The sequence below is a fragment of the Vibrio satsumensis genome (assembly GCF_050337435.1).
Lineage (GTDB): Bacteria > Pseudomonadota > Gammaproteobacteria > Enterobacterales > Vibrionaceae > Vibrio > Vibrio satsumensis.
In genome coordinates this window covers 1-22,754 of sequence record NZ_JAKJSX010000023.1, presented here as the reverse complement: position 1 = coordinate 22,754, position 22,754 = coordinate 1, and the positions used below count along the sequence as shown (strand labels likewise).

Genomic DNA, 22,754 nt, shown 5'->3' with positions numbered 1-22,754 from the left:
TATTGAGAACTAACATGAATGAAGTCACCATACTGATCACCCTCGCCTCAATCCACTTCATCGCTTTGATGAGCCCCGGCCCTGACTTTGCGTTAGTCGTGCAAAATGCGACGCGTCACGGCAGACAAACAGGCTTGTACATCGCGCTTGGCCTATCTTGTGGGATTTTACTGCATTCATTGCTGAGCCTGACGGGAATCAGTTATCTAGTCCACCAGCAACCAACCATATTTGCCATTATCCAATTGGCTGGCGGTAGCTACTTGCTGTATTTAGGCTACGGTGCACTAAAAGCAACCTGGCAACTCATTCAGAACCACGACGATGACGCCGATACCGTCAATTCCAAAGATCTGATTCTCACGAATAAGCGTCAGGCATTTTCGAAAGGGTTTGCGACCAATATTCTCAACCCAAAGGCTTTGGTGTTTTTTATCAGCTTGATGTCAAGCTTAGTGCCTGCCGACATGTCACTTTCAGGCAAAGGGTTTGCACTGCTGATCCTGTTCGGCCTATCACTGTTCTGGTTCTCTCTATTAGCGTGGATGCTTTCTACGAAGGCACTACAAAAGAAGCTGAGTGAAGCGACGGTCTACATTGATGGCTTATGTGGCGTGGTATTCAGCCTAATTGGCGTCAGTATTCTTTGGCAGTCGCTGTCTGGTCTAATCGCTTAAATTCGAATCAAGATTACAATTCGTTAACAACGCACTGGCTATCTTATCTTTCCACTGCCAATCTAGCTCTGCATATGAAAAGGAGAAGATCATGCAGTGGAAAACAAAACTAACAACCCTCGCCACTTCTACCCTACTTTTTGCCTCTCACGTCAGTTGGGCAAATCAAGCTGCCGATTCCGTCGCTCCCGAACAAAGTAGTGGTTTAGAAACCAAACAACTCGTAAAAGCTAACGACTGGATGGTCACCGCGGCCAACCCTCTTGCGACCCAAGCAGCTGCCGATGTACTTGCTCGTGGTGGTAACGCGATTGATGCCATGGTTGCCGTGCAACTGATGCTTGGCTTAGTTGAGCCGCAATCGTCAGGTATTGGTGGTGGCGCGTTCCTTGTTTATTTTGATGGCAAGGACAAGCAACTCAAAACCTACGATGGCCGTGAAACTGCACCACTTGATGCCACACCACGTCTATTCCAAGACGAAAACGGACAACCGCTTAAGTTTTACGAAGCTGTGGTTGGTGGTCGCTCTGTTGCTACACCGGGAACAGTCCAATTGCTGTGGGACACTCACCAGAAGTACGGCAAGCTCGAATGGGCATCACTGATTAAGCCTATTGCTCAGCTGGCTGAAGAAGGTTTTACTATTAGTCCACGTTTAGCGACCTTGATTGAACATGACCAAGAGCGACTAAGCCGCTTTGCGACAACTAAAGCCTACTTCTTCAATGCCGATGGCAGCCCGAAAACTGCAGGTACTCTACTTAAGAACCCAGAATACGCTGCAACGTTAAACGCTATCTCAAAGGATGGTGCTAAGGCTTTCTATCAAGGCGAGATTTCTACTGACATCATCAACACTGTGCAAACGGCTAAAGGTAACCCGGGCGTCTTGGCACAAAAAGACTTCGATGCGTATTCAATTAAGCAACGTGAACCGGTTTGTTCCGCTTATGAGAGTTACGATATCTGTGGAATGGGACCACCAAGTTCAGGCGCATTAACGGTTGGACAGATCTTAGCGATGACCGAGCAGTTTGACCTCAAATCCTGGGGGCCTAACGATGCGAGATCTTGGCAAGTGTTAGCGGACGCTTCTCGCCTAGCCTTTGCAGACCGCGGGATGTACATGGCAGACCAAGATTACGTACCAATGCCAACTCAAGGGTTAGTGAATACTGACTATTTGCAGGAACGTGCCCAGTTAATTACCGCAGGTAAGGCACTAGAGAGTGCGCCATCAGGCACCCCGCCGTGGGATCACGCAATGCTGCGCAGCCAAGATGTATCTATTGAACTGCCGTCCACCAGCCACTTCAATATTGTTGATAGCGATGGCAATGTCGTTTCGATGACTACCACCATTGAGAATGCCTTTGGCTCACGCTTGATGGTGAGAGGCTTCCTACTCAACAATGAGCTAACGGACTTCTCATTCAAGACGCACAACGATGGTAAGCCTATCGCCAACCGACTTGAACCGGGCAAGCGTCCACGCTCTTCAATGGCACCCACCATAATCATGCAAGACGATAAGCCTTACATGGCGATTGGTTCTCCGGGCGGCAGTCGAATCATAGGTTACGTGGCACAAGCAATCATTGCCCATACCCAGTGGGACATGGATATTCAGCAAGCGATCAACCAACCACACTTCCTAAACCGTTTCGGAACCTTAGATTTGGAAAAAGGAACATCAGCGGAAAACTTCAAACCTGAGCTAGAAAAGATGGGATTTGAGGTCAACGTTCGCGATCTTAACTCCGGTTTACACGCTATTCGTCTCACAAAAGATGGTCTAGAAGGCGCTGCAGACCCTCGTCGTGAAGGTGCAGCCATTGGTCAGTAGGGAATAATTCTCCCTTTTTACTCGCTGCCTTGTGCGAGATCTCTCACAAGGCAGTGAGTAAATATCGATATTTAACTGCGAAATTAAGCACCCATACACTGTAACCAATTGAAATTAAACAATACGTACGTTTATCATTCAAATAATTATATAGAAATGCGCTTATGCACCATTGCTGATAAATAAGGAATCGGTAATATGAGTGGTGTCGGAAGGATGCTGACACGGAACAGGAAACGCCAAGGACTTGGTTATCTTCAGGATGAAGATTCGATTACTCAGGATGAATAATCGGCATGGATAGCGAAATGGACATTGAATGGACGCAATAGTAACTAGGATGGTTGCTACTAAGGAAAGACAATGGACACCTCTGGACGAGGAAAGGACTGAACATCAGGATGATGTAAAGGACACCGCTCAAGGAACAAGTGACGCGCGCTAACGAGGATTGTTGGCAGATCAGGATAAGATCAAGGACACCGCTAGGAAGGCGACGAAAGGAATACGCTGAAGGATAACAGCACACTATCATGGATTTGATGCATGGAGCACACTTAGTAGCCGGATTGCTGCGAGTAAGACTATAGACCCCGATGAGCGCAAGCTCTCGGGGTTTTTCTTTATCTGTCGTTTCATTTATTCCTCTCTCAAACAAATAAATCAAAGACCTTTGATTGCAATTCTGACATTTAAAGCATTCACTTCTTAACCACTTCCGAGTAACGTAAGTCGAACTAGGCTCAACTAGTTTCATAACCATAATTAAACTAAGGACAAATTCATGTCACACGTTACCTTCAAAGGCGCTGCTGTACCGCTAACGGGCACATTCCCACAAACTGGCGAACAGGCACCAAGTTTTGCACTGACTGCAGGCGATCTTTCTGAACTGACTCTTGCTTCCCTTGAAGGCAAGAAAGTGGTTCTAAACATCTTCCCAAGCATCGACACAGCCACTTGTGCAACGAGCGTACGCACGTTCAACGCAAAAGCGGCAGAGCTTGAGAACACGGTTGTTGTTTGTATTTCTGCTGACCTACCGTTTGCTGCGGGTCGCTTCTGCGAACTAGAAGGCATTGAAGGCGTTCAACACGCCTCAACTTTCCGTTCTCCTGCATTCGCATCAGACTACGGCGTAGCGATCGCTGAAGGCCCACTATCAGGCCTAACAACACGCGCAGTTGTCGTTGTTGATGAAAAAGGTGTGGTAACACACAGCGAGTTGGTTGCAGAGATCACTGAAGAACCAAACTACGAAGCGGCACTTGCAGCACTGTAAGTCCTACTTTATGCAGAAATACCTTAAGCTCGATTCAGCCGATTCAGCCGATTCAGCCGATTCAGCATAGTACCAAGCAATAAAAAAGAGCAGCCATTGGCTGCTCTTTCTGTTTTTTATACGGATTACTTTTCAATGCTGAATAGTTTCAGATATCGAACTATTTTCTACATGCTGAAGTAGCAAATTACAACTGTTCTAAACGAGCATAAGCCGTTACTAACCACTTGATGCCTTCACCGTTAAACGCGACTTGAACTCGGCTCTGCGGGCCACTTCCCTCGAAGTTGATGATAGTGCCTTCACCAAACTTAGGGTGCTTAACGCGAGAACCCAAACTAAACCCTGTTTCGTTAAAGTTCTCTTTCACGGCGGTTTGGCTAAAGCGGCCACTGCTTGCTGGACGGCTCACTTGCGCTTTCATACGAACTTCATCCAAACAGGTTTCTGGCAGCTCACGAATAAAGCGTGATGGTTTGTGGTACTTGTCCTGACCGTACAAGCGACGCATCTCAGCGTAAGTGATATAAAGCTTCTCCATCGCACGGGTCATGCCTACATAGCACAAGCGACGTTCTTCTTCTAAACGCCCCGCTTCTTCTGCAGACATCTGGCTTGGGAACATGCCTTCTTCAACGCCAACCATGAATACTATTGGGAACTCTAGGCCTTTGGCACTGTGCAGGGTCATTAACTGAACCGCATCATCAAACTCATCAGCCTGACCTTCACCCGCTTCCAAAGCTGCATGAGTCAAGAATGCCGTTAGCATGCTCATTTCATCTGCTTCTTCTGGCTTCTCGAACTGACGAGTTGCAGTTACCAATTCTTCCAAGTTCTCAATACGCGCTTTCGATTTCTCGCCTTTCTCTTGCTCGTACATCGCAAATAGACCCGACGACTTAATCACATGGTCGGTTTGTTCATGCAGGCTAAGTTCTAGCGTATCATCTTCAAGCGCATTAATAAGCTCGATAAAGCGACTCAATGCACCCGCAGCACGACCGGGGAGCACTTGTTCTTCTATCAAAGCAACACTTGCTTCCCACATGGTTGCACCACGATCACGAGCTGCAAGACGAATCGTTTCTAACGTTTTATCACCCAAGCCACGCGTTGGCGTATTAACCACACGCTCAAACGCAGCATCATTACTGCGATTACTCATTAGGCGCATGTAGCTCAAAGCATCTCTGATTTCTTGACGCTCGAAGAATCGCATGCCGCCGTAGATTCGGTAAGGCAGACCACCTTGAATCAACGCTTCTTCAAGAACACGCGATTGGGCGTTATTACGATAAAGCATTGCCGTATCTTCTAGCGCGCCGCCTTTCTCCTGCCACTCTTTGATTTTGCTGACCGTGAAACGCGCTTCATCGAGCTCGTTGTATGCTGAGTACACAGAGATTGGCTCGCCATCGTTACCATCGGTCCACAGCTCTTTACCCATACGTTCAGTGTTGTTCGAGATAAGCTCGTTCGACGCCTGTAGAATGGTTTTGGTTGAACGGTAGTTTTGTTCGAGTCGAACCGTCGAAGCTCCTGGGAATTCATCCAAGAACTTCTGAATATTTTCGATCTTCGCACCACGCCAGCCATAGATAGATTGGTCATCATCACCCACGATCATCACACGGCAATCCGGGCCTGCCATCATACGTAACCAAGCGTATTGGATGTTGTTGGTATCTTGAAATTCGTCGACAAGAATGTGCTTGAAACGAGCTTGGTAATGCTCGCGGATGTGTTTCTTATCGCGCAATAGTTCATGCGATCTCAACAAGATCTCAGCAAAGTCGACCAAGCCAGCACGATCACATGCCTCTTGGTAAGCAGAGTAAATCTTTAACCACGTTTGAGTTATTGGATCATGGTAGGCGTCAATGTGACTTGGGCGCAGCCCTTCGTCTTTCTTGCCATTGATCCACCAAGAAGCTTGCTTGGCTGGCCACTGCTTTTCATCAAGGTTTTGCGCCTTGATTAAGCGACGTAGTAAGCGAATCTGATCATCTGAGTCAATGATCTGGAAGTCTTCTGGCAGTTTTGCATCGAGGTAGTGAGCACGAAGAATACGATGACAGATACCGTGGAAGGTGCCGTTCCACATACCTGAAGAGCTGCCCATCATCAACTCTTCAATACGACCACGCATCTCTGCTGCCGCTTTGTTGGTGAAGGTAACCGACATGATAGAGAACGGCGATGCTTGCTCTACGCTTTGCAGCCAAGCGATGCGATGCACCAACACTCGCGTTTTACCACTGCCAGCACCTGCCAGAATAAGTAGGTTTTCTAAAGGTGCTGCGACCGCCTCACGTTGTTTATCGTTTAGGCCATCGAGTAAAAGCGAAGGATCTATCATTGGATATGCTCACTACTGGGTATTTATACATAAAAGCTGATTATAACCTAAACACTAGGCTGCGTTTAGGATAATAAGAAGAAAAAACAATCAAAAAATAACATCATATAATCAGCAACTTAATAGCTAACACATCATTAATATTGATATTTTTTATAATGCAGTGAAATTATTTCCGAGTTCTTCCTATCCTTTTTAGTAAGCAAGTTAACAACTTATTAACCTGCGATATAAAAATACTATTAAGTCCTAGAGGGAAAGACTATGAAAAATTCTAATCTTGCTGTTACAGCTGCAATCACAAGTGTACTAGCGTTCGGCGGTGCAGTTCTTACATCAGCACCTGCGGAAGCAGCAGCGAAAGAAAAATGCTACGGCGTGGCAAAAGCTGGCCAAAATGATTGTGCAACCAAAACAAGCTCATGTGCAGGTACAGCAAAAGAAGACAACCAATCAGATGCATTCGTAGTCGTTCCTAAAGGACTATGTGGCAAGTTATCAGGTGGTAGCACCCAATCATCATAATTGAGCTGCTTAGTATGGTGGGCTGACATTCAGCTCACCTCCACTTCCAATTAGGAGAACCGTTGTGACTCAAACTCTTCACCCCAATGCAGGGGTTGGCCTTAGAACACCGCACTTAGATTTCTTTAGCCAAAATCCATCTCTAGTGAGTTGGTTAGAGGTTCACAGCGAGAACTACTTTTTAGCTCAATCACCGCAACGCCAACAACTCAGAGAAATTCGTAACGCACACAGCATAAGTTGCCACGGTGTTGGGTTGTCTCTCGGTTCTGTTGAGCGCATCAACCCAAATCACTTACTGCAGTTAAAAGATCTGATTGATGATATCGACCCCTTCTTGGTTTCTGATCATCTCAGCTGGAGTCAGACTGGCGGTCATTACTTCAATGACTTGCTGCCGCTGCCTTATACCGAAGAGGCGTTAGAAGTCTTTTGCCGTAATGTCATCGAGGTTCAAGACAGCCTGCAACGCCCGATGCTGATTGAAAATCCATCGAGTTATCTAGCCTTCAAGCATTCAACCATCCCTGAGTGGGAGTTTTTGGCTGAGGTACAAAAGCGCACTGAGTGTCGCCTACTGCTCGATTTCAATAATATTTTCGTCTCATCTTTTAATCATGGCTTTAGTTGTGAAGAGTACTTAAGCGGAATACCTGCAGACAAAGTGGAAGAGATTCACTTGGCAGGTTTTACCAAAAAGAAGCTTGAACAAGGTGAGATCTGGATAGACACACACAGTAAACCTGTCTGTGACGAAGTGTGGAAACTCTACACTGACTGGGTAGCACAACATGGTTTGCGCCATACCTTGATTGAGTGGGATCTCGATATCCCAGAGCCACAAGTTTTATTGGCTGAAGCAACTAAAGCCAGTGACATCTTGTATCAACACGACAAGTTCAACCAAAGGAGTCGCGCATCATGAGCCACTCCCTAGCAGATGTTCAATCAGAGTTTGCGAACGCCCTGCGCTACCGAAATAATGGTGAACATTGCGACATAGTGAGCGACCATTTTACTGATGAGCAACGAATCCAGATTTATCGTAATAACTTTGTGATCAGCTTAAGCGAAGTACTGGCAGCAACCTATCCACTTACTGAAATGCTGGTTGGTGAAGAGTGCTTCCAACAGATGGCTCGTCAACATGTCTTAAGTTATCCATCTACTTCTGGTGATGTGAGTGGTTACGGTGAACATTTTGAACAGACTATCAAAGCCTTTCCTGCCGTTATTGAGGCTGCACCTTATCTCGGTGAAGTGGCTTTGTATGAATGGCAGAAAGACAGTTTGATAAGGTGTACGTCACAAGCACATGTCGACCAGAGACCTCTTTCTTGTCTAGCAGATGTACCACAAGAACGACAAGGCGCTTTGGTCTTTCATCTCAAAGATTCAATAACACTTATTCATTCTAGTTACACGATTATCGCGCTTGAACATGCGATTTATCAGCAACAGCTCGACGGGTTAGACATCAACCAACCTGAATTTGGGGTGTTAATCCGAGCTGAGAATTCACAGGTTGAGAGTCATTGTTTGACAGAAGAATGCCACCAACTATTAACTGAATTGCAATCGGATCAAGCGCTCGCTGAGATTGACCCTTCACTACTACAACATCTGAATACTGTCATGGCGCTTAACGTCATCTCAGGTTTTTCAATCGATGCCGAATTGGAGACATAATATGGATAACAACACAGTCACGAACATGATGGCTCAATACGACAATTTGATTGAGAAATCACAGGCACTTTTTGTTCCTGTCCTACTTCTGTTTTGCCGCCTATGGGTGGCGTGGGTCTTCTTTAACTCTGGGCTCACCAAGATAGCAACCTGGGATAGCACGCTTTACTTGTTTGAGTTGGAATACCAAGTGCCACTGCTACCTTGGGAATTAGCGGCTTACATGGGTACCGCCGCTGAGTTAATTCTGCCGGTGTTCTTAGCGCTCGGTTTATTAACACGACCTATGGCTGCGGTGTTGTTCGTTTTCAATATCATTGCCGTTGTGTCATACCCTGTATTGTGGGCGCAAGGCTTCTACGATCATCAGCTTTGGGGATTAATGATTCTTATCGTTGTCGTGTGGGGACCAGGACCATTTTCATTGGATAGAATCTTAAAAAAGCAATTTAGCAACTAGTCCTCATCACTGGCCCAAAACGCAAAAAACCACTCAATTGAGTGGTTTCTTTTTAACTGGGATAAGATTACTTATTCAGAAAAGCTTGTAGCTCTTCAGCAGAGATACCTTGCTCGGCTAGCTCTTTTGCTAGTAGCTGAACCTGCTCACCCTTACGAGACTCTACCACACGCTGAAATTGGTAAATGATGTCTCGTAAAGTATCGATTGGAACTTGTTTTGCCGCACTGCGAATACGCTCTTCACTTTGGTTGCCTAGCTCTTTAAGCAGTTTACCAAACATGACCTTTTCAGGTGCATCTTCCATTTGTTCTAAGACGCGCGCCATTTCGTAGGTTGTTAATGACATTACAGTATTTTCCGTTGGGGACTAACGTTTCAATGAGTGACAAATATACCATGTTTTAACGTTTCGCAAACCGCCATTTGTATATTTTGTCACCCTTGAGACTTACGCCTTGGCAAACGTCGTGTGCCACGACTTACCTGCTTTGCTCGCAAGCACTAATAATGCCGGAACAATAAGGAACATTTGCAGCGCAATCATCACTTGCGACGTTAAATCAAGACGCTGCATGGTACCAACAAGTAATCCTGAACCGCTCATCTGGAACAAGCCAAGCAACGCAGCTGCGGTACCCGCACGATCACCAAAAGGTTCAAGCGCCTTACCAGCTGCGGCACCGAGAATCCAAGCAAAGCCCACTGAAGATAAGAAGATTGGCAGCATGAATGCGATTGGGCTAGCGTGTTCTGCAAGCACTAACATAATCACGCCCGCTAAACCTAGCGTTGAGATACCAACGACCAGTGCTTTATAGGTACCAAAACGGTCCATAAATTTAGGTGCAGTAAACGCAGCTACGATGTTGATGGCTGCATTAACACCAAACCAGAAAGTAAACTCTTTCATGGTCAAGCCTAGATTCTCCATCAACACAACCGGTGCCGAGGTTACATAAGCTAGGATGACCGCCATCGCCATCAGACACAAGGTTGCGTGGAAAAGGAATGATGGTGTTTTCAATACTGACCAGTATCGCTCAAGCTTGAACACCGCAACCTTTTCTGTCGCAGGGTTGGACTCTTTCATTTGGAAGAATAAGATAGTGCCAACAACGACTGCGAAGCCTGCCATAAAACTAAAGTTCGAACGCCAACCAAATTGATGAGTTAACCAAGCACCCAGAATCGGTGCCAGCGCAGGAATAAAGCAAATTGCACCGTTAAGGTAACTGATCATACGGCCACTTTTCTCCGGGCCAAATAGATCGCGAACCGTCGCAAAGGCTGCTACAGAAGTCGCACAAGCTCCTAAGCCTTGTAGCAGCCGAGCTATTAGCATCATATCAATCGATTGAGCTGCCCACGCCAAGCAAGCACTCAATGCATAGATACTAACACCTCCCAATGCAACGGTTCGACGTCCTAACTTATCAGCCAAAGGGCCTGCAAATAATTGCCCGACACCCATGGCGAATAAAAACCAAGTAATCGTATCTTGTGCTAATGCGTGTTCCACGTGAAACGCTGTTGAAATTTGTGGCAGAGCTGGAAGATAAATATCTATAGCCAAAGGGCTAAATAGAACCAGCATTGCCAATAAAGCAACCTGCAGTTTACTAGGGGTTGGAAGCGCGTTAGAAGGCACAAGATTCTCCGAATGAGTTAATTTAGGTGCATAATAACCAACTAAAGATATGAACAAAAATGGCATATACTCATTAGCATTATTCCAAATAGGAAACTCACATGAATATCGAGAAACTATCACGCCTCGACCTCAATCTATTGGTTTGCTTGCAGGTACTGATGGAAGAGCTGAGTGTCACTCGCACCGCACATCGATTATGCTTGAGCCAGTCAGCGGTGAGTAAGTCGCTAGCCAAGCTTCGTGAACAATTTAATGACCCCCTTTTTACACGAAGTGCTCATGGCCTACGACCAACACCGAAAGCTGTTTTCCTTAAGCCTCGGTTAGAAACGTTGATCAACCAACTTGATCTGATCACTCAGCCTGAGACCTTCATTCCCAACAACAGTGACCACAGTTTTCACATTGCGGCTGTTGAAAGTGTGTACCCGCTGATTCTTCCCCACTTCTTACCGGCTATATTTCGACAAGCCCCTAAAGTGAATATCAACACCCACGCTTGGACTGAGCAAACCTTTAAGAAATTACAGCTAGGTGAGCTCGATATCGGACTCACAGGTAGAGACATCGACATCAACGACGCGCGTTTAACCATGCTGCCGCCAGATGATATTTGCGAACAGGAGATCTACCGTGATGCACAGATGTGTGTATTAAGACGCAACCACCCTGCTCTGAGCGGTAAATGGGATCTGCAAACCTACCTTGCACAACGTCATGTACAAGTAAGATGTGATGGTAATGATCGTTGGTTACTAGACTACAAACTGGCTGATCTTGGCCATCAACGTGATATCGCTATTTCTGTTCCAGATTTCAATAGCGCTGCAAGCCTGTGCACCTACACCGACTTTGTGTTTACGGCACCAAGCCACTTTACTTACCTCGTTGCCAAGCAACTCGACTTGGTGGTTGTTCCTTTACCAATGGAATTCCCGCCAATGGCATACACTCTGTTTTGGCACCGTGACAGAGAAAATGACCCAGCCTTAACTTGGCTGCGAGATATCATCAAAGAAAAAACTCTGCACCTTAGATAAAAATGGCGTACAGCGTTTGCAGCAAACGAACAAAAGCGCTAGCTTATTGACCTAATAAGTCCCCTCATAGGTATATCGACTGTGAGTGTTAACAAGGACCCTAACAATAAGGATAAAGACAGATGCACAATATCACTGCTGAACGCGTTGCTGCGGTTAGAGCTTGGCTTAAAACAAACAACCTAGATGCCGTTATCATTCCACACGAAGACGAATATCTAGGTGAATACGTTCCCACTCATAACGAGCGACTTCACTGGTTAACAGGTTTCACTGGCTCTGCAGGTGCCGCTGTTATTACTCGTGAAACTGCTGCTATTTTTGTTGATGGTCGCTACACCGTTCAGGTTCGTAAGCAAGTACCAGCGGAGTTATTTGAGTATCGCCACCTTATTGAAGAGCCGGCTTTAGATTGGATCATCAATTCATTGCCACAAGGCAGTAAGGTTGCATTCGACCCACGCATGCACACCGCAGCTTGGTTGAAAGGCGCACAAGCAAAACTAGCAGAGAAAGTTGAGCTAACGACACTCTCTTCGAATCCAATTGATGAGCTTTGGTCTGATCGCCCTGAGCCTGTCGTGTCTGATGTGCGCTTAATGGCAACAAATGCCGTTGGTCAATCAAGTGAGAGTAAGCGCTCTGAGATCGCTGGCTTACTAAAAGCAAAAGGTGCGGACGCCGCTATCCTGACCGAGCTTGACTCAATATGTTGGTTGCTTAACATTCGTGGCTTGGACGTATCTCGCCTACCTGTTGTGTTATCCAACGCGATCATCCACGCCGATGAAAGCGTCGACTTCTTCCTAGACCCAGCACGCATCCCGGCAGGCTTTGAAGCTCACGTTGGTAATGGTATTCGCGTTTCTCACCCATCAGAACTTGAAGCACGTCTTCAGTCTCTAGAAGGAAATAATGTGTCTGTCGATTCAGGCACGAGCAATGCTTGGTACACACTGGTTCTACAAAACGCTGGCGCTCATATCATTGAAGCAGCAGACCCATGTCTAATGCCAAAAGCCGCTAAGAACGCAACTGAAATCGCGGGCATGAAAGCGTGTCATATTCGTGATGGCGTTGCTATGGCGAAATTCCTATCTTGGATTGATGCCGAAGTCGCGCAAGGTAACCTGCACAACGAAGCGGTATTGGCTGACAAAGTACAATCATTCCGTGAGCAAGACCCGACGCTGATGGACCTAAGTTTTGATACGATTTCTGCAGCAGGCGGAAATGCAGCTATGTGTCACTACAACCACGAGAACCAACCTGAACCAGGTCAGTTAGAACTGAATACTTTGTACCTAGTCGATTCAGGCGGCCAGTATCTAGATGGTACGACCGACATCACTCGTACTATCGCGATTGGCCAACCAAGCGACGAAATGATTCAGCAGTTCACTCTCGCACTGAAAGGTCATATCGGTATCGCACGAGCTCGTTTCCCACAAGGCACTCGTGGTTTCCAACTGGATATCCTAGCGCGCCAGCACCTTTGGGCAGAAGGCTTCGATTACGACCACGGTACTGGCCATGGTGTTGGTCACTTCCTAAGTGTTCATGAAGGTCCGCAAAGCATCTCTAAGAAGCTTATCGACGTACCTCTTGTTGAAGGCATGGTGTTATCAAACGAGCCGGGCTACTACCGTGCTGATGAGTTTGGTATTCGTATCGAGAACCTAGAATTGGTTGTTGAGCTACCAACTCAAGGTGACTTCTCCGTATTAACGTTTGAATCGCTAACACGTTGCCCTATCGATAAGCGCAACATCAACGTCGATTTACTGACACGACCTGAACTTGCGTGGCTGAACGATTACCACCAGAAAGTATGGAACGATGTCAGTCCATTAGTTGAAGGTGATACGTTGGAATGGTTACGCCAATCAACAACACCACTTGCTCACGCTTAATGCCGCGCTAGACAGGTAACTGAGCCAAAACTAGTTGGCTCAGTTAGATATTAAAACGGCTACCCTTAGGTAGCCGTTTCTGTTTGTCGATTTCACATCATTGATGTTTCACGTGGAACATCAGCCAAGATGTTAATTAGCCTGAGTAAGCGCTATGCCAATCGCGCCACACTGGATCAAACCCGCGTTGACGAATCATAGCCTCAACATCAGCCGCACTTCGCTCATCACTTATCTCAAACTGTTCAAGCTCTTCCTCACCCGAAGCATAACCGCCCGGTTGAGTTTTTGACGCAGCAGACATGCTAGTGATACCTAGCGGCAACACGTTATCGCGGAAGGTTGCCGACTCACGAGTAGATAGAGATAACTCGACCTCAGGATTCAAGAGTCGATATGCGCAGATAAGCTGAACCAACTGTTTATCGTTCATGACCGACTTAGGCTGTAAGCCTCCACTAGACTCCCCACCTTCACACGGGCGAAGACGTGGGAATGAAATCGAGTAACGTGTCTGCCAATAAGTACGCTCCAGGTAATCTAAATGAGCAGCAACAAAGAAGCAGTCGGTTCGCCAATCTTCCAAACCAATCAAAGCACCAATACCTATCTTATCAATACCCGCCTTTGCCAAGCGATCAGGGGTTTCAAGACGATATTCAAAATCCATTTTATTGCCACGTAGATGATGCTCAGCGTAGGTCCTTGGTTGATAGGTCTCTTGATAAACCATCACCGCATCTAAACCGAGAGTTTTAAGTTCAGCGTAATCTTGTTGACCAAGTGGCTGCACTTCCATCGCAAGGTAGTTAAATTGCTTTTTGATATTCGGCAACACCTGTCGAAAGTAATTCATCCCAACCTTGGTTTCATGTTCACCGGTGACCAACAAAACACTATCGAACTTCATCTTTTTGATAGCCGCACTTTCAGCATCAATTTCATCCAAAGTAAGCGTGCGGCGCTTGATACGGTTTTCCATTGAAAAACCACAATACGTGCACGCGTTAGCGCACAGATTAGAAAGGTACAAAGGAATATAAAGCGACATCGTATTACCGAACCGCTTACGTGTTAGCGCCAACGATTGTTGTGCCATCTGCTCTAAATAAGGTTCTGCTGCCGGAGAAATTAAAGCCTTAAAATCTTCTAAGTCACGTTTGGGTTTACTCAGAGCACGTTCAACATCTGCCGCCGTTTTACTAAAGATGGACATACCAATGTCATCCCAGTTGAGTTGTTTAAATCGATCAACAAACGTCATAGCAATACTACTCGTCTAGGAATGAAGTTAACGGGCTTGAAGCAACCGCATGAGACACTTTTCCTGCAAGTCCAGCGAGGTAAGCCATACGCCCCGCTTCAACTGCCAACTTAAAAGCAATCGCCATTTCAACAGGCTGTTGAGAAGCAGCAATCGCGGTATTCACTAACACTGCGTCTGCGCCCATTTCCATTGCACGTGCTGCATGTGACGGAGCACCAATGCCCGCATCAACAATCACAGGGACATTCGCTTGGTCGATAATGATCTCTAAGAAGTCTGCAGACGCAATACCCTTATTGGAACCAATCGGTGCACCGAGTGGCATCACAGCAGCACAACCAACCTCTTCTAAGCGCTTACACAATACAGGGTCGGCGTGGCAATAAGGCAACACAACAAAGCCATCTTTAACCAGTTGCTCAGCGGCTTTAAGCGTTTCAATAGGGTCTGGCATCAAGTACTTTGGATCTGGGTGAATTTCCAGTTTGAGCCAGTTTGTGCCCAACGCTTCACGAGCCAAATGCCCAGCAAAGATGGCGTCTTTTGCATTCTTCGCACCAGAGGTATTCGGAAGTAGATTAACGCCAGCATCAATAATTGGCTGTAAAATATCATCTTGCTCAGAACGAATATCGACTCTCTTTAGTGCCATGGTTGCCAGTTGAGAACCGGAAGCTTCGATAGCACTCGCCATCAAATGCTTGTTTGCGAACTTGCCGGTTCCAGTGAACAGACGTGATTGAAACGTCTTATCAGCGATAGTTAACATGGTTAGCCTCCTGCAATGGCTTGGAAAAGAGATATAGCGTCGCCTTCATTAACGACTGTTTGTTGCCACTGGCTACGCGGGACAACCGCATTATTGATTGCAAACACACAACCTAGATCAGGTAATGATAGAGCTTGGATAATGTCCGCTAGAGACGACGAGTGTGCTACTTGTTCTGATTGTTCGTTTATCGAGATCGTTATATGGCTCATTGGATTTCTTCTTCTAAATGCTTAACTACGGACGCACTGCACACAGTACATTCACTATCTTGAGTGACTATTAGGTTTTGCCAGTTCATCGTCTGGCCATCGAACAGTTTGAGTTGATGTGTTGCGACCTGAAACTCACCACGAGTTAGACGTTGAATGGCAGCCAAAGCTTGAAGGTTACCTATGGTGCCAACAACTGGGCCTATGATTCCGCTATCACTACAACGAGTCGTTTGTGGATTATGTCTGAACGGGAACAAGCAGTGATAGCACCCTTTCTGATTCTGATAATCAAATACAATAAACTGGCCTTTCCAGCCAATTGCAGAACCAGAAATCAAAGGGGTCTTCGAGCTGAAACATGCTTGGTTAACCTGCTGGCGTGACTCGAAGTTGTCAGTACAGTCCAACACTAAGTCAGCTAGCATCACTTCAAGCTCAAGCTGACTTTCACTCATTCGTTGATTGATGGTTCTTACTTGGCTGCGACCATTGAGCTCACTCAATTGTTGCTTCAACGCTTCAACCTTAGGCGAACCTAACTGATTTTCCCTGAACGCGACCTGTCGTTGCAGGTTCGATGAATCTACACAATCATCATCGACCAGCACGATCTTCCCAACACCAGAAGCAGTAAGGTAAAGAGCCGCGGTATTACCTAAGCCACCACAACCAATCAACAACACATGACTATTTAGTAGGTTGCGTTGCCCTTGCTCACCCACTTCAGGTAACGCAATTTGTCGTTGATAACGAATGAATTCAAAGTCACTCAGCATAGCTAGGCTCCTGCATAACCTCTTCCTTAAGAGTTGGAGATTTAGATGCCATCAGTTTTTCAAAAAATTCGATCACTTTCTGTGGGTCTTCCGCCAATGTAATAGCACGTACCACCGCCAAGCTCGAGACCCCACACTCCCACACTTGCTCGGCTGTTGATTGGTCAATACCGCCAATAGCAACCGTCGGATAACCGATGAATTGTTCTGTGTATGGGATAGTATCAATCAGCTGTTGATACAGAGATAAACGAACTAAACCCTGAGGCTTCGATGGCATCTGTTTAGTTGTTGTTGGGAAGATGTGTCCCAGCGCAATATAGCTTGGGTTGATTTGAACAATGCGGAGCAACTCGTAATAGCCATGAGTTGAGAGACCGACCTTAATACCTGCTTGGCTCAACTGTGAGAGGTTTGATTCTTCAATATCCTCTTGCCCTAAATGAACACCAAACGCGTCATGCTTGAGTGCAAGCTGCCAATAATCATTGATAAAAACCTGAGCGTTGTGCTCTCGACCAAGCTCGATTGATCGCGCAACTTGTTGTTCTAAGTCCGCTTGCAGAGGGTTTTTAATACGTAGTTGAACAGTGTTGATGCCAAGCTTGAGCAACCTTTCGATCCACTCAACATCATCAACCACAGGGTATAAACCGAGGCTACTCTTACTCAGCTCAGGAAAAGAAAGCACTGTCCCTTGATTAGCCCAACCAACGCTTATATCCAATCGTTGATCTTCAAGAACTGGAATTGGAAAGTTTTGGTAATGTGCTGGCCATGTTCCACGTGAAACATTGGATGCTGCGCGAGCTAAAACCAGTGCATCTTCTAATGGGAATTCCAGCGCCAACAAAGAAAGTAACCAAGCGAAGTGACCACGACTATCTAAATCGTGATGAGTTGTAGTTTCACTCTTGATAGCACGATTAGCATATAAGTGTGACCAGATATCTAACACAGCTGAATCATCTGAGGCACCGATGTAGATGGTATTCGGAGTTTGTGTAAAGGCATCACAAACGTCAGTTAGCGCGACTGAATTACTGTAATCAACAACATGGTTCAGTTCCGCCAACTGACACTTCGCCAATGAATCAACATCATGAGCGAAGCCAATAGATAACGCATGCTGAGTGTCAACGATAGAGAAGTATTGAGTTGGGCTTACACCCAACTCAACTGCATCGGTTGCCAAGCCTTGTCGCTTAGCAACCAATAGACAGTTCTGCACCTCTCCCGTTAACTCAATATTTTGAGATGGGATGAGTATCTTCACTGTCATTATTCCTCTAATTGAGCATCTTTTGCACCTACTGCAGGGTGGTAAAGTTCAGACCCAGTATCACGGAACTCTTGTGATTTCTGACGCATCCCTTCCAACGGGTTATCTAGCATCTTAATCTCGATAGCCTGATCCGCGGCTACTTGTTCGGTATCTTTCGCATACTCTCGGACTTCCTGAGAGATCTTCATCGAGCAGAATTTAGGTCCACACATTGAGCAGAAGTGAGCAACCTTACCGGATTCTTGTGGCAGAGTTTCATCATGGAAAGAACGTGCCGTTTCAGGGTCTAAAGCTAGATTAAATTGGTCTTCCCAACGGAATTCAAAACGTGCTTTAGATAATGCATTATCTCGAATTTGTGCGCCCGGGTGCCCTTTCGCAAGGTCAGCAGCATGTGCAGCAAGCTTGTATGTAATCAGGCCGGTCTTCACATCTTCTTTATTTGGTAAGCCTAAATGCTCTTTAGGCGTTACATAACAAAGCATCGCACAGCCGTACCAACCGATCATGGCCGCACCAATACCAGAGGTAATATGGTCGTAACCAGGGGCAATATCTGTCGTCAATGGACCTAAAGTATAGAAAGGCGCTTCATGGCAGTGTTCTAACTGCTCGTCCATGTTCTCTTTGATTAGGTGCATTGGTACATGTCCTGGGCCTTCAATGATCACCTGCACGTCGTATTCCCAAGCGACTTTAGTCAACTCACCTAAAGTACGTAACTCCGAGAATTGAGCCTCATCATTGGCATCTGCAATAGAACCCGGGCGTAGACCATCACCCAATGACAGGGCAACATCGTACTTCGCACAGATCTCACAGATCTCGCGGAAGTGTGTGTATAGGAAGCTTTCTTGGTGATGTGCAAGACACCATTTCGCGATAATAGAGCCCCCACGAGAGACAATGCCAGTCACACGTTTAGCCGTCATAGGTACGTAACGAAGCAGCAAACCTGCGTGGATAGTGAAGTAATCAACACCCTGCTCAGCTTGTTCAATCAAGGTATCGCGCATCACTTCCCAGTTAAGGTCTTCTGCAACGCCATTCACTTTTTCAAGCGCTTGGTACATAGGTACCGTACCAATCGGCACTGGGCTGTTACGTAGGATCCATTCACGAGTCTCGTGGATATTACGGCCAGTGGAAAGGTCCATTACGGTATCGCCGCCCCAGCGAGTCGACCATACTAGCTTCTCAACTTCTTCTTCAATCGAAGAGCTAACTGAAGAGTTACCGATATTGGCGTTCACTTTCACTAAGAAGTTGCGGCCAATAATCATAGGTTCTGATTCTGGGTGGTTGATGTTCGAAGGGATGATAGCTCGGCCTTCAGCGACCTCTTTACGCACGAACTCAGGGGTAATTTCTTTAGGTAGGTTGGCGCCAAAGTTATGGCCAGGGTGTTGGTGATTAAGTTGTTCGTCAGCAAACTTCTGACGTCCCATGTTCTCGCGTATCGCAATATACTCCATCTCAGGAGTGATAATACCCTGACGAGCATAATGCAGTTGAGTTACACATTGGTCGCCAGTAGCACGACGAATTCTAGGCAGGTTTCCGTAACGAAGGTCGTCTAGGGTTTCATCTTCTAAACGTTCTTTGGTGTAAACAGAGCTTACATCATCGAGCAATTCCGTATCGCCACGCTCTTCAATCCATTGCTCTCGCAACTTAGGAAGGCCGCTATAAAGGTCTATTTCATGCGTAGGATCGGTATAAACACCGGAGGTATCGTAGACATGAATAGGCTCATTAGATTCGAATACAGGCTCTTTTTTGGTGCCACCGACAAGGCTATCTGCGAGTGATATTTCTCGCACAGGGACTTGGATATCTTCTCGAGATCCTTGGATGTAAGCTTTTTTTGAATTTGGATAGGGTTGTACGGATAAAGAATCAATGAAATTCTTCGCTTCCAGTCTTGCTTGTTTACGACTCGACATAGCATTTTTCCTTGGCTTTTAGCCATTATTTATTGGGATAAAAATGCTTGACGGATTAGATGCTACAAGAGGGATCACGGTAAGAAATACAGTTGTGATCTGGAGATAGATCTCTAGAAGGATTCTAGTTAGATATCTACTCTTGTTCCCTTCGCAGGTATTAGCCTGATCAGGTTCAACGGATCCCGAGTTAACGGTCTCAGCCATATGGCACTCCGACAAGTTCGATCGAGTATATAAAAACGGCTTGGATAAACCAAGCCGAGTTGTTAACAAATCGTAAGAAAGTTTTAAGACTTTATCAAAAGTTGGAAGCCGATCCATGCTGCTGAAATACTGAGAACCACGTTGAGCAACACATTAAGCCCCATCTTAAAGAAAGCGCCCTGCTGCATAAGAAGCACGTTATCCATCGAAAATGTAGAGAACGTAGTCAGTGCTCCAAGGAAACCGAGGCCAATGATCTGTCTCCATGGTTCAGTCGCAATCATCTCATTTTCGAATGCGGCGATGAGCAAGCCCATAATCAAAGAGCCGATCACGTTAACGGTCAACGTACCGTAAGGAAAGCCACGCCCTAACATTACTACACATAACTCTGAAATCAAATAGCGCGAACAAGCACCAAATGCGCCACCAATGGCAATAAAACCTAAAATAGATAGCTGACCCATGAATCCTCCCAAATAACAGTCCCTATATTCTAGCTTTACCGCCGATAAAAGCGAGGGTAGAAACTAAGAATGCATGCGCAAAAATTAAACGTTACAGGTGTCACTTAACTTCAATATATCCCATTAGTCCCGTTTTCATGTGCTCAATGACATGACAGTGGTACATCCAACGTCCAGAGTTGTCTGCAACAAACGCAGCTTTCGCTCGACCATTTTTCCCAAGTAACACAGTGTCGGTATGGAAGGGTTCTTCAATTTTTTTACCATCAAGTTCCAATACAGTAAATGTATGACCATGAATATGAATCGGGTGATGATATTGAGTGACGTTCTTAAGATCGAATATGTAAGTCTTACCTAACTCTAAAGTCGCCAACGGCTCTGGAATATTGTCTTTGCTCATTCCCTCCCATGCTCGCTTATTAGTAAGCCAAAACTTAGGCATGGACTTACCATCTTTAGATACTGGTGATACCGCCCCTTCCCACTCAAACACAAAATCGATTTCTTCTGCGTTGGCGAGATCTAAGTTAGGCACGGGATTCAGAGGCAATGAAGGAAGTGTTTGGCCTTCTATTAACGTTGAATCTACAACCTCAAACTCACACAAGGAGAACGGAAAACGCCCCTTCATTTGAAGGACACTCACTTGCTCGCCCACCTTAGGAGCAATCAGCCCAAGGTCGACACGCATACCTGGGCCAATTTTATGTTGAGTCAGCTTATAAGGTGTCTTTACAGGGTTACCATCAATGGCAATGACCCATGCTTCTGCCCCTTCAATAGCAATCGGATAGGTAATCGTGTTATCAACATTAGCGATACGGAGCCTAGTCGTTGCATGCTGCTTCAATTGATAGATAGGTTCATGTACTCCATTAACGCTACTCCACTCTCCTGGCGTGCCCATACGAGCGCTGAGGCGGGGAATCATTAAGTCTTTCCACTGACCTTGTTTGTCGATATGCCAATGTTTAAGCATCAGAGCATGCTCTTCATCGAACTGAACTGGCGCGCTCTCTTCAACAATAATAAGGCCGACTAAGCCCATACCCAGTTGTTTAACGCTGTTCATGTGTGGGTGATACCAAAAAGTACCCGCATCTGGTGGGGTAAACTCATAGACAAACGTTTCACCGGGCATAATAGGAGGCTGACTTAAGAAAGGAACCCCGTCCATTTCGATTGGAATTCTCAGTCCATGCCAATGAATTGTCGTCGGTTCTGAAAGCTTGTTGGTAAATCGGATCGTTACCTTTTCGCCTTGTCGACAGCGAATAATCGGCGCTGGAATCTGTCCATTAAAGGCTAAAACATTAGTATTAAACCCCTTTACCAACTCAGCAATTGAGGGCTCAGCAGTTAAGTCATAAACGAACTTTCCTTGCTCATCAACAGACTGCTTCATTGAACAAGCCGGCAGGACGGTTAGTGCAGATATAGCGAGAGATGATTGAATAAACTTACGACGGGAAATATCCATATTTGTTGCCTTTTAGTAATAACGACCAAAATGTAACAAAATATTGAGAATAATTCTCATAAAGAAGTTTGGTTTGTGCTATCGATTGTTTATAAAAGAAGCTGAGATAAGTAAGCACTTACACTTTTAAGGCTAAGTTCTGTTAAAGATAGGAATTATCGAATAAATAGAAAGCAAAAAGATTCCAAGTTTTCTGCGGGGACGCGTAGTCTGGAGCCTTAAATATGCCAGGGGCGCCTAGCTATCCCAACATTACTTTTCAGAAGCAACAGACGTAAAAAAGCCCCAGCATTTCTGCTGAGGCTTTAGTATATGGCAGGGGTGGAGAGATTCGAACTCCCAACACGCGGATTTGGAATCCGCTGCTCTGCCAATTGGAGCTACACCCCTAAAACTTTCATTACTTCAGATTCGAAAAAACCTCGCACTAGGCGAGGTTATCGAATAAGTGGCGGAGTGGACGGGACTCGAACCCGCGACCCCCGGCGTGACAGGCCGGTATTCTAACCAACTGAACTACCACTCCGCAGTGGTCAACTCACTAAGTGAGCGTCCATATCTCCAGGTTGGTCAACCTAAAGATTTAATTTAAAGCCTGGCGATGTCCTACTCTCACATGGGGAAGCCCCACACTACCATCGGCGCTATTGTGTTTCACTTCTGAGTTCGGCATGGAATCAGGTGGGTCCACAATGCTATGGTCGCCAAGCAAATTTTAAAATTCGGAAAGCTGCTTCTCTATTTAATAGAGCTATAAAAGTTTCTCTTCAAACTCATTCAAGGTCTGTCTTTGAGTCCACAAAACCCCTTGGGTGTTGTATGGTTAAGCCTCACGGGCAATTAGTACAGGTTAGCTCAATGCCTCGCAGCACTTACACACCCTGCCTA

At 45.9% G+C, this 22,754-nt stretch carries 20 protein-coding genes, 2 tRNA genes, 1 rRNA gene and 1 riboswitch; of the genes, 9 read left to right on the top strand and 14 right to left on the bottom strand.

Going from position 1 to position 22,754, the window contains the following annotated elements:
* The first annotated feature begins 14 nt into the window (after positions 1 to 14).
* The 3 genes from L4C44_RS22265 (at position 15) to tpx (ending at position 3,808) form a co-directional block, all read left to right on the top strand.
* A complete protein-coding gene (locus L4C44_RS22265) occupies positions 15 to 677 on the top strand; it encodes a LysE family translocator (protein WP_146491421.1) in 663 nt (220 codons plus the stop codon).
* 91 nt (positions 678 to 768) lie between these two features.
* Positions 769 to 2,526 (top strand): gamma-glutamyltransferase, encoded by a 1,758-nt coding sequence (gene ggt / locus L4C44_RS22260; protein ID WP_428805722.1) that lies wholly within the window; start codon positions 769 to 771, stop codon positions 2,524 to 2,526.
* Between the two features lie 784 nt (positions 2,527 to 3,310).
* Positions 3,311 to 3,808 carry a thiol peroxidase gene (tpx, locus tag L4C44_RS22255; protein ID WP_050635162.1) on the top strand — a complete coding sequence of 166 codons (498 nt, stop codon included), beginning with the start codon at positions 3,311 to 3,313 and terminating at the stop codon, positions 3,806 to 3,808.
* 187 nt (positions 3,809 to 3,995) lie between these two features.
* Here tpx and uvrD read toward each other — a convergent pair whose 3' ends face one another.
* Complete coding sequence (gene uvrD / locus L4C44_RS22250) at positions 3,996 to 6,170, bottom strand: DNA helicase II (RefSeq protein WP_146491423.1); 2,175 nt, start codon at positions 6,168 to 6,170, stop codon at positions 3,996 to 3,998.
* Positions 6,171 to 6,434: 264 nt separating this feature from the next.
* Here uvrD and L4C44_RS22245 point away from each other — a divergent pair, with 264 nt between their 5' ends.
* The 4 genes from L4C44_RS22245 to L4C44_RS22230 all read left to right on the top strand — a co-directional run bounded on the left by L4C44_RS22245 (position 6,435) and on the right by L4C44_RS22230 (position 8,844).
* A complete protein-coding gene (locus L4C44_RS22245; protein WP_060983713.1) occupies positions 6,435 to 6,695 on the top strand; it encodes a BufA1 family periplasmic bufferin-type metallophore in 261 nt (86 codons plus the stop codon).
* A 64-nt stretch (positions 6,696 to 6,759) separates the two neighbouring features.
* Positions 6,760 to 7,620, top strand: a complete 861-nt coding sequence (gene bufB / locus L4C44_RS22240) for an MNIO family bufferin maturase (protein ID WP_285955200.1) — start codon at positions 6,760 to 6,762, stop codon at positions 7,618 to 7,620.
* Entirely contained in the window at positions 7,617 to 8,384 is a 768-nt protein-coding gene (locus L4C44_RS22235) for an HvfC/BufC N-terminal domain-containing protein (protein ID WP_428805721.1), read from the top strand. The genes bufB and L4C44_RS22235 overlap by 4 nt, the downstream gene beginning before the upstream one ends.
* 1 nt (position 8,385) lies before the next feature.
* Positions 8,386 to 8,844, top strand: coding sequence for a DoxX family protein (locus L4C44_RS22230; protein WP_146491426.1), 459 nt, complete (start codon positions 8,386 to 8,388; stop codon positions 8,842 to 8,844).
* A gap of 67 nt (positions 8,845 to 8,911) precedes the next feature.
* Here the strand turns inward: L4C44_RS22230 and tsrA are convergent, their stop codons facing one another.
* On the bottom strand, positions 8,912 to 9,193 hold the full coding sequence (gene tsrA / locus L4C44_RS22225; protein WP_009848181.1) for an H-NS-like global regulator TsrA: 282 nt from the start codon (positions 9,191 to 9,193) through the stop codon (positions 8,912 to 8,914).
* Positions 9,194 to 9,295: 102 nt separating this feature from the next.
* Entirely contained in the window at positions 9,296 to 10,495 is a 1,200-nt protein-coding gene (locus L4C44_RS22220; RefSeq protein ID WP_210447893.1) for a multidrug effflux MFS transporter, read from the bottom strand.
* Positions 10,496 to 10,596: 101 nt separating this feature from the next.
* Between L4C44_RS22220 and L4C44_RS22215 the strand changes: the two genes are divergently transcribed.
* Together L4C44_RS22215 and L4C44_RS22210 are read left to right on the top strand one after the other, a co-directional pair.
* Positions 10,597 to 11,538: a LysR family transcriptional regulator gene (locus L4C44_RS22215; protein WP_146491428.1), complete on the top strand. Its 942-nt coding sequence runs from the start codon at positions 10,597 to 10,599 to the stop codon at positions 11,536 to 11,538.
* 122 nt (positions 11,539 to 11,660) lie between these two features.
* Positions 11,661 to 13,451 (top strand): aminopeptidase P family protein, encoded by a 1,791-nt coding sequence (locus tag L4C44_RS22210; RefSeq protein WP_210447894.1) that lies wholly within the window; start codon positions 11,661 to 11,663, stop codon positions 13,449 to 13,451.
* Positions 13,452 to 13,587: 136 nt separating this feature from the next.
* Here L4C44_RS22210 and thiH read toward each other — a convergent pair whose 3' ends face one another.
* The 11 genes from thiH to rrf all read right to left on the bottom strand — a co-directional run bounded on the left by thiH (position 13,588) and on the right by rrf (position 22,575).
* Entirely contained in the window at positions 13,588 to 14,715 is a 1,128-nt protein-coding gene (thiH, locus tag L4C44_RS22205) for a 2-iminoacetate synthase ThiH (RefSeq protein ID WP_146491430.1), read from the bottom strand.
* A gap of 7 nt (positions 14,716 to 14,722) precedes the next feature.
* Positions 14,723 to 15,487 carry a thiazole synthase gene (locus L4C44_RS22200; RefSeq protein ID WP_428805720.1) on the bottom strand — a complete coding sequence of 255 codons (765 nt, stop codon included), beginning with the start codon at positions 15,485 to 15,487 and terminating at the stop codon, positions 14,723 to 14,725.
* Between the two features lie 2 nt (positions 15,488 to 15,489).
* Positions 15,490 to 15,699: a sulfur carrier protein ThiS gene (gene thiS / locus L4C44_RS22195; RefSeq protein WP_017103333.1), complete on the bottom strand. Its 210-nt coding sequence runs from the start codon at positions 15,697 to 15,699 to the stop codon at positions 15,490 to 15,492.
* Positions 15,696 to 16,478: a HesA/MoeB/ThiF family protein gene (locus L4C44_RS22190; RefSeq protein WP_428805719.1), complete on the bottom strand. Its 783-nt coding sequence runs from the start codon at positions 16,476 to 16,478 to the stop codon at positions 15,696 to 15,698. Before L4C44_RS22190 ends, thiS begins: the two co-directional genes overlap by 4 nt.
* On the bottom strand, positions 16,468 to 17,760 hold the full coding sequence (locus L4C44_RS22185; RefSeq protein ID WP_428805718.1) for a thiamine phosphate synthase: 1,293 nt from the start codon (positions 17,758 to 17,760) through the stop codon (positions 16,468 to 16,470). The genes L4C44_RS22190 and L4C44_RS22185 overlap by 11 nt, the downstream gene beginning before the upstream one ends.
* Positions 17,760 to 19,709, bottom strand: a complete 1,950-nt coding sequence (gene thiC, locus L4C44_RS22180) for a phosphomethylpyrimidine synthase ThiC (RefSeq protein WP_428805717.1) — start codon at positions 19,707 to 19,709, stop codon at positions 17,760 to 17,762. The genes L4C44_RS22185 and thiC overlap by 1 nt, the downstream gene beginning before the upstream one ends.
* Before the next feature lie 129 nt (positions 19,710 to 19,838).
* A riboswitch (TPP riboswitch) is annotated at positions 19,839 to 19,937 on the bottom strand.
* Positions 19,938 to 19,999: 62 nt separating this feature from the next.
* Positions 20,000 to 20,383: a fluoride efflux transporter CrcB gene (gene crcB, locus L4C44_RS22175; RefSeq protein ID WP_017069597.1), complete on the bottom strand. Its 384-nt coding sequence runs from the start codon at positions 20,381 to 20,383 to the stop codon at positions 20,000 to 20,002.
* 100 nt (positions 20,384 to 20,483) lie between these two features.
* Positions 20,484 to 21,866, bottom strand: coding sequence for a multicopper oxidase family protein (locus L4C44_RS22170; protein ID WP_428805716.1), 1,383 nt, complete (start codon positions 21,864 to 21,866; stop codon positions 20,484 to 20,486).
* 313 nt (positions 21,867 to 22,179) lie between these two features.
* A tRNA-Trp gene (locus tag L4C44_RS22165) sits at positions 22,180 to 22,256 on the bottom strand.
* A 59-nt stretch (positions 22,257 to 22,315) separates the two neighbouring features.
* A tRNA-Asp gene (locus tag L4C44_RS22160) sits at positions 22,316 to 22,392 on the bottom strand.
* A 67-nt stretch (positions 22,393 to 22,459) separates the two neighbouring features.
* A 5S ribosomal RNA gene (gene rrf, locus L4C44_RS22155) occupies positions 22,460 to 22,575 on the bottom strand.
* Positions 22,576 to 22,754 lie beyond the last annotated feature (179 nt).

What these genes read in the sequence shown, in the direction of transcription:
- L4C44_RS22265 (WP_146491421.1), top strand. Translation starts at nt 15, where the DNA reads ATGAATGAAGTCACCATACTGATCACCCTCGCCTCAATCCACTTCATC.
- ggt (WP_428805722.1), top strand. Translation starts at nt 769, where the DNA reads ATGCAGTGGAAAACAAAACTAACAACCCTCGCCACTTCTACCCTACTT.
- tpx (WP_050635162.1), top strand. Translation starts at nt 3,311, where the DNA reads ATGTCACACGTTACCTTCAAAGGCGCTGCTGTACCGCTAACGGGCACA.
- uvrD (WP_146491423.1), bottom strand. Translation starts at nt 6,170, where the DNA reads ATGATAGATCCTTCGCTTTTACTCGATGGCCTAAACGATAAACAACGT.
- L4C44_RS22245 (WP_060983713.1), top strand. Translation starts at nt 6,435, where the DNA reads ATGAAAAATTCTAATCTTGCTGTTACAGCTGCAATCACAAGTGTACTA.
- L4C44_RS22235 (WP_428805721.1), top strand. Translation starts at nt 7,617, where the DNA reads ATGAGCCACTCCCTAGCAGATGTTCAATCAGAGTTTGCGAACGCCCTG.
- L4C44_RS22230 (WP_146491426.1), top strand. Translation starts at nt 8,386, where the DNA reads ATGGATAACAACACAGTCACGAACATGATGGCTCAATACGACAATTTG.
- tsrA (WP_009848181.1), bottom strand. Translation starts at nt 9,193, where the DNA reads ATGTCATTAACAACCTACGAAATGGCGCGCGTCTTAGAACAAATGGAA.
- L4C44_RS22215 (WP_146491428.1), top strand. Translation starts at nt 10,597, where the DNA reads ATGAATATCGAGAAACTATCACGCCTCGACCTCAATCTATTGGTTTGC.
- L4C44_RS22210 (WP_210447894.1), top strand. Translation starts at nt 11,661, where the DNA reads ATGCACAATATCACTGCTGAACGCGTTGCTGCGGTTAGAGCTTGGCTT.
- thiH (WP_146491430.1), bottom strand. Translation starts at nt 14,715, where the DNA reads ATGACGTTTGTTGATCGATTTAAACAACTCAACTGGGATGACATTGGT.
- L4C44_RS22200 (WP_428805720.1), bottom strand. Translation starts at nt 15,487, where the DNA reads ATGTTAACTATCGCTGATAAGACGTTTCAATCACGTCTGTTCACTGGA.
- thiS (WP_017103333.1), bottom strand. Translation starts at nt 15,699, where the DNA reads ATGAGCCATATAACGATCTCGATAAACGAACAATCAGAACAAGTAGCA.
- L4C44_RS22190 (WP_428805719.1), bottom strand. Translation starts at nt 16,478, where the DNA reads ATGCTGAGTGACTTTGAATTCATTCGTTATCAACGACAAATTGCGTTA.
- L4C44_RS22185 (WP_428805718.1), bottom strand. Translation starts at nt 17,760, where the DNA reads ATGACAGTGAAGATACTCATCCCATCTCAAAATATTGAGTTAACGGGA.
- thiC (WP_428805717.1), bottom strand. Translation starts at nt 19,709, where the DNA reads ATGTCGAGTCGTAAACAAGCAAGACTGGAAGCGAAGAATTTCATTGAT.
- crcB (WP_017069597.1), bottom strand. Translation starts at nt 20,383, where the DNA reads ATGGGTCAGCTATCTATTTTAGGTTTTATTGCCATTGGTGGCGCATTT.
- L4C44_RS22170 (WP_428805716.1), bottom strand. Translation starts at nt 21,866, where the DNA reads ATGGATATTTCCCGTCGTAAGTTTATTCAATCATCTCTCGCTATATCT.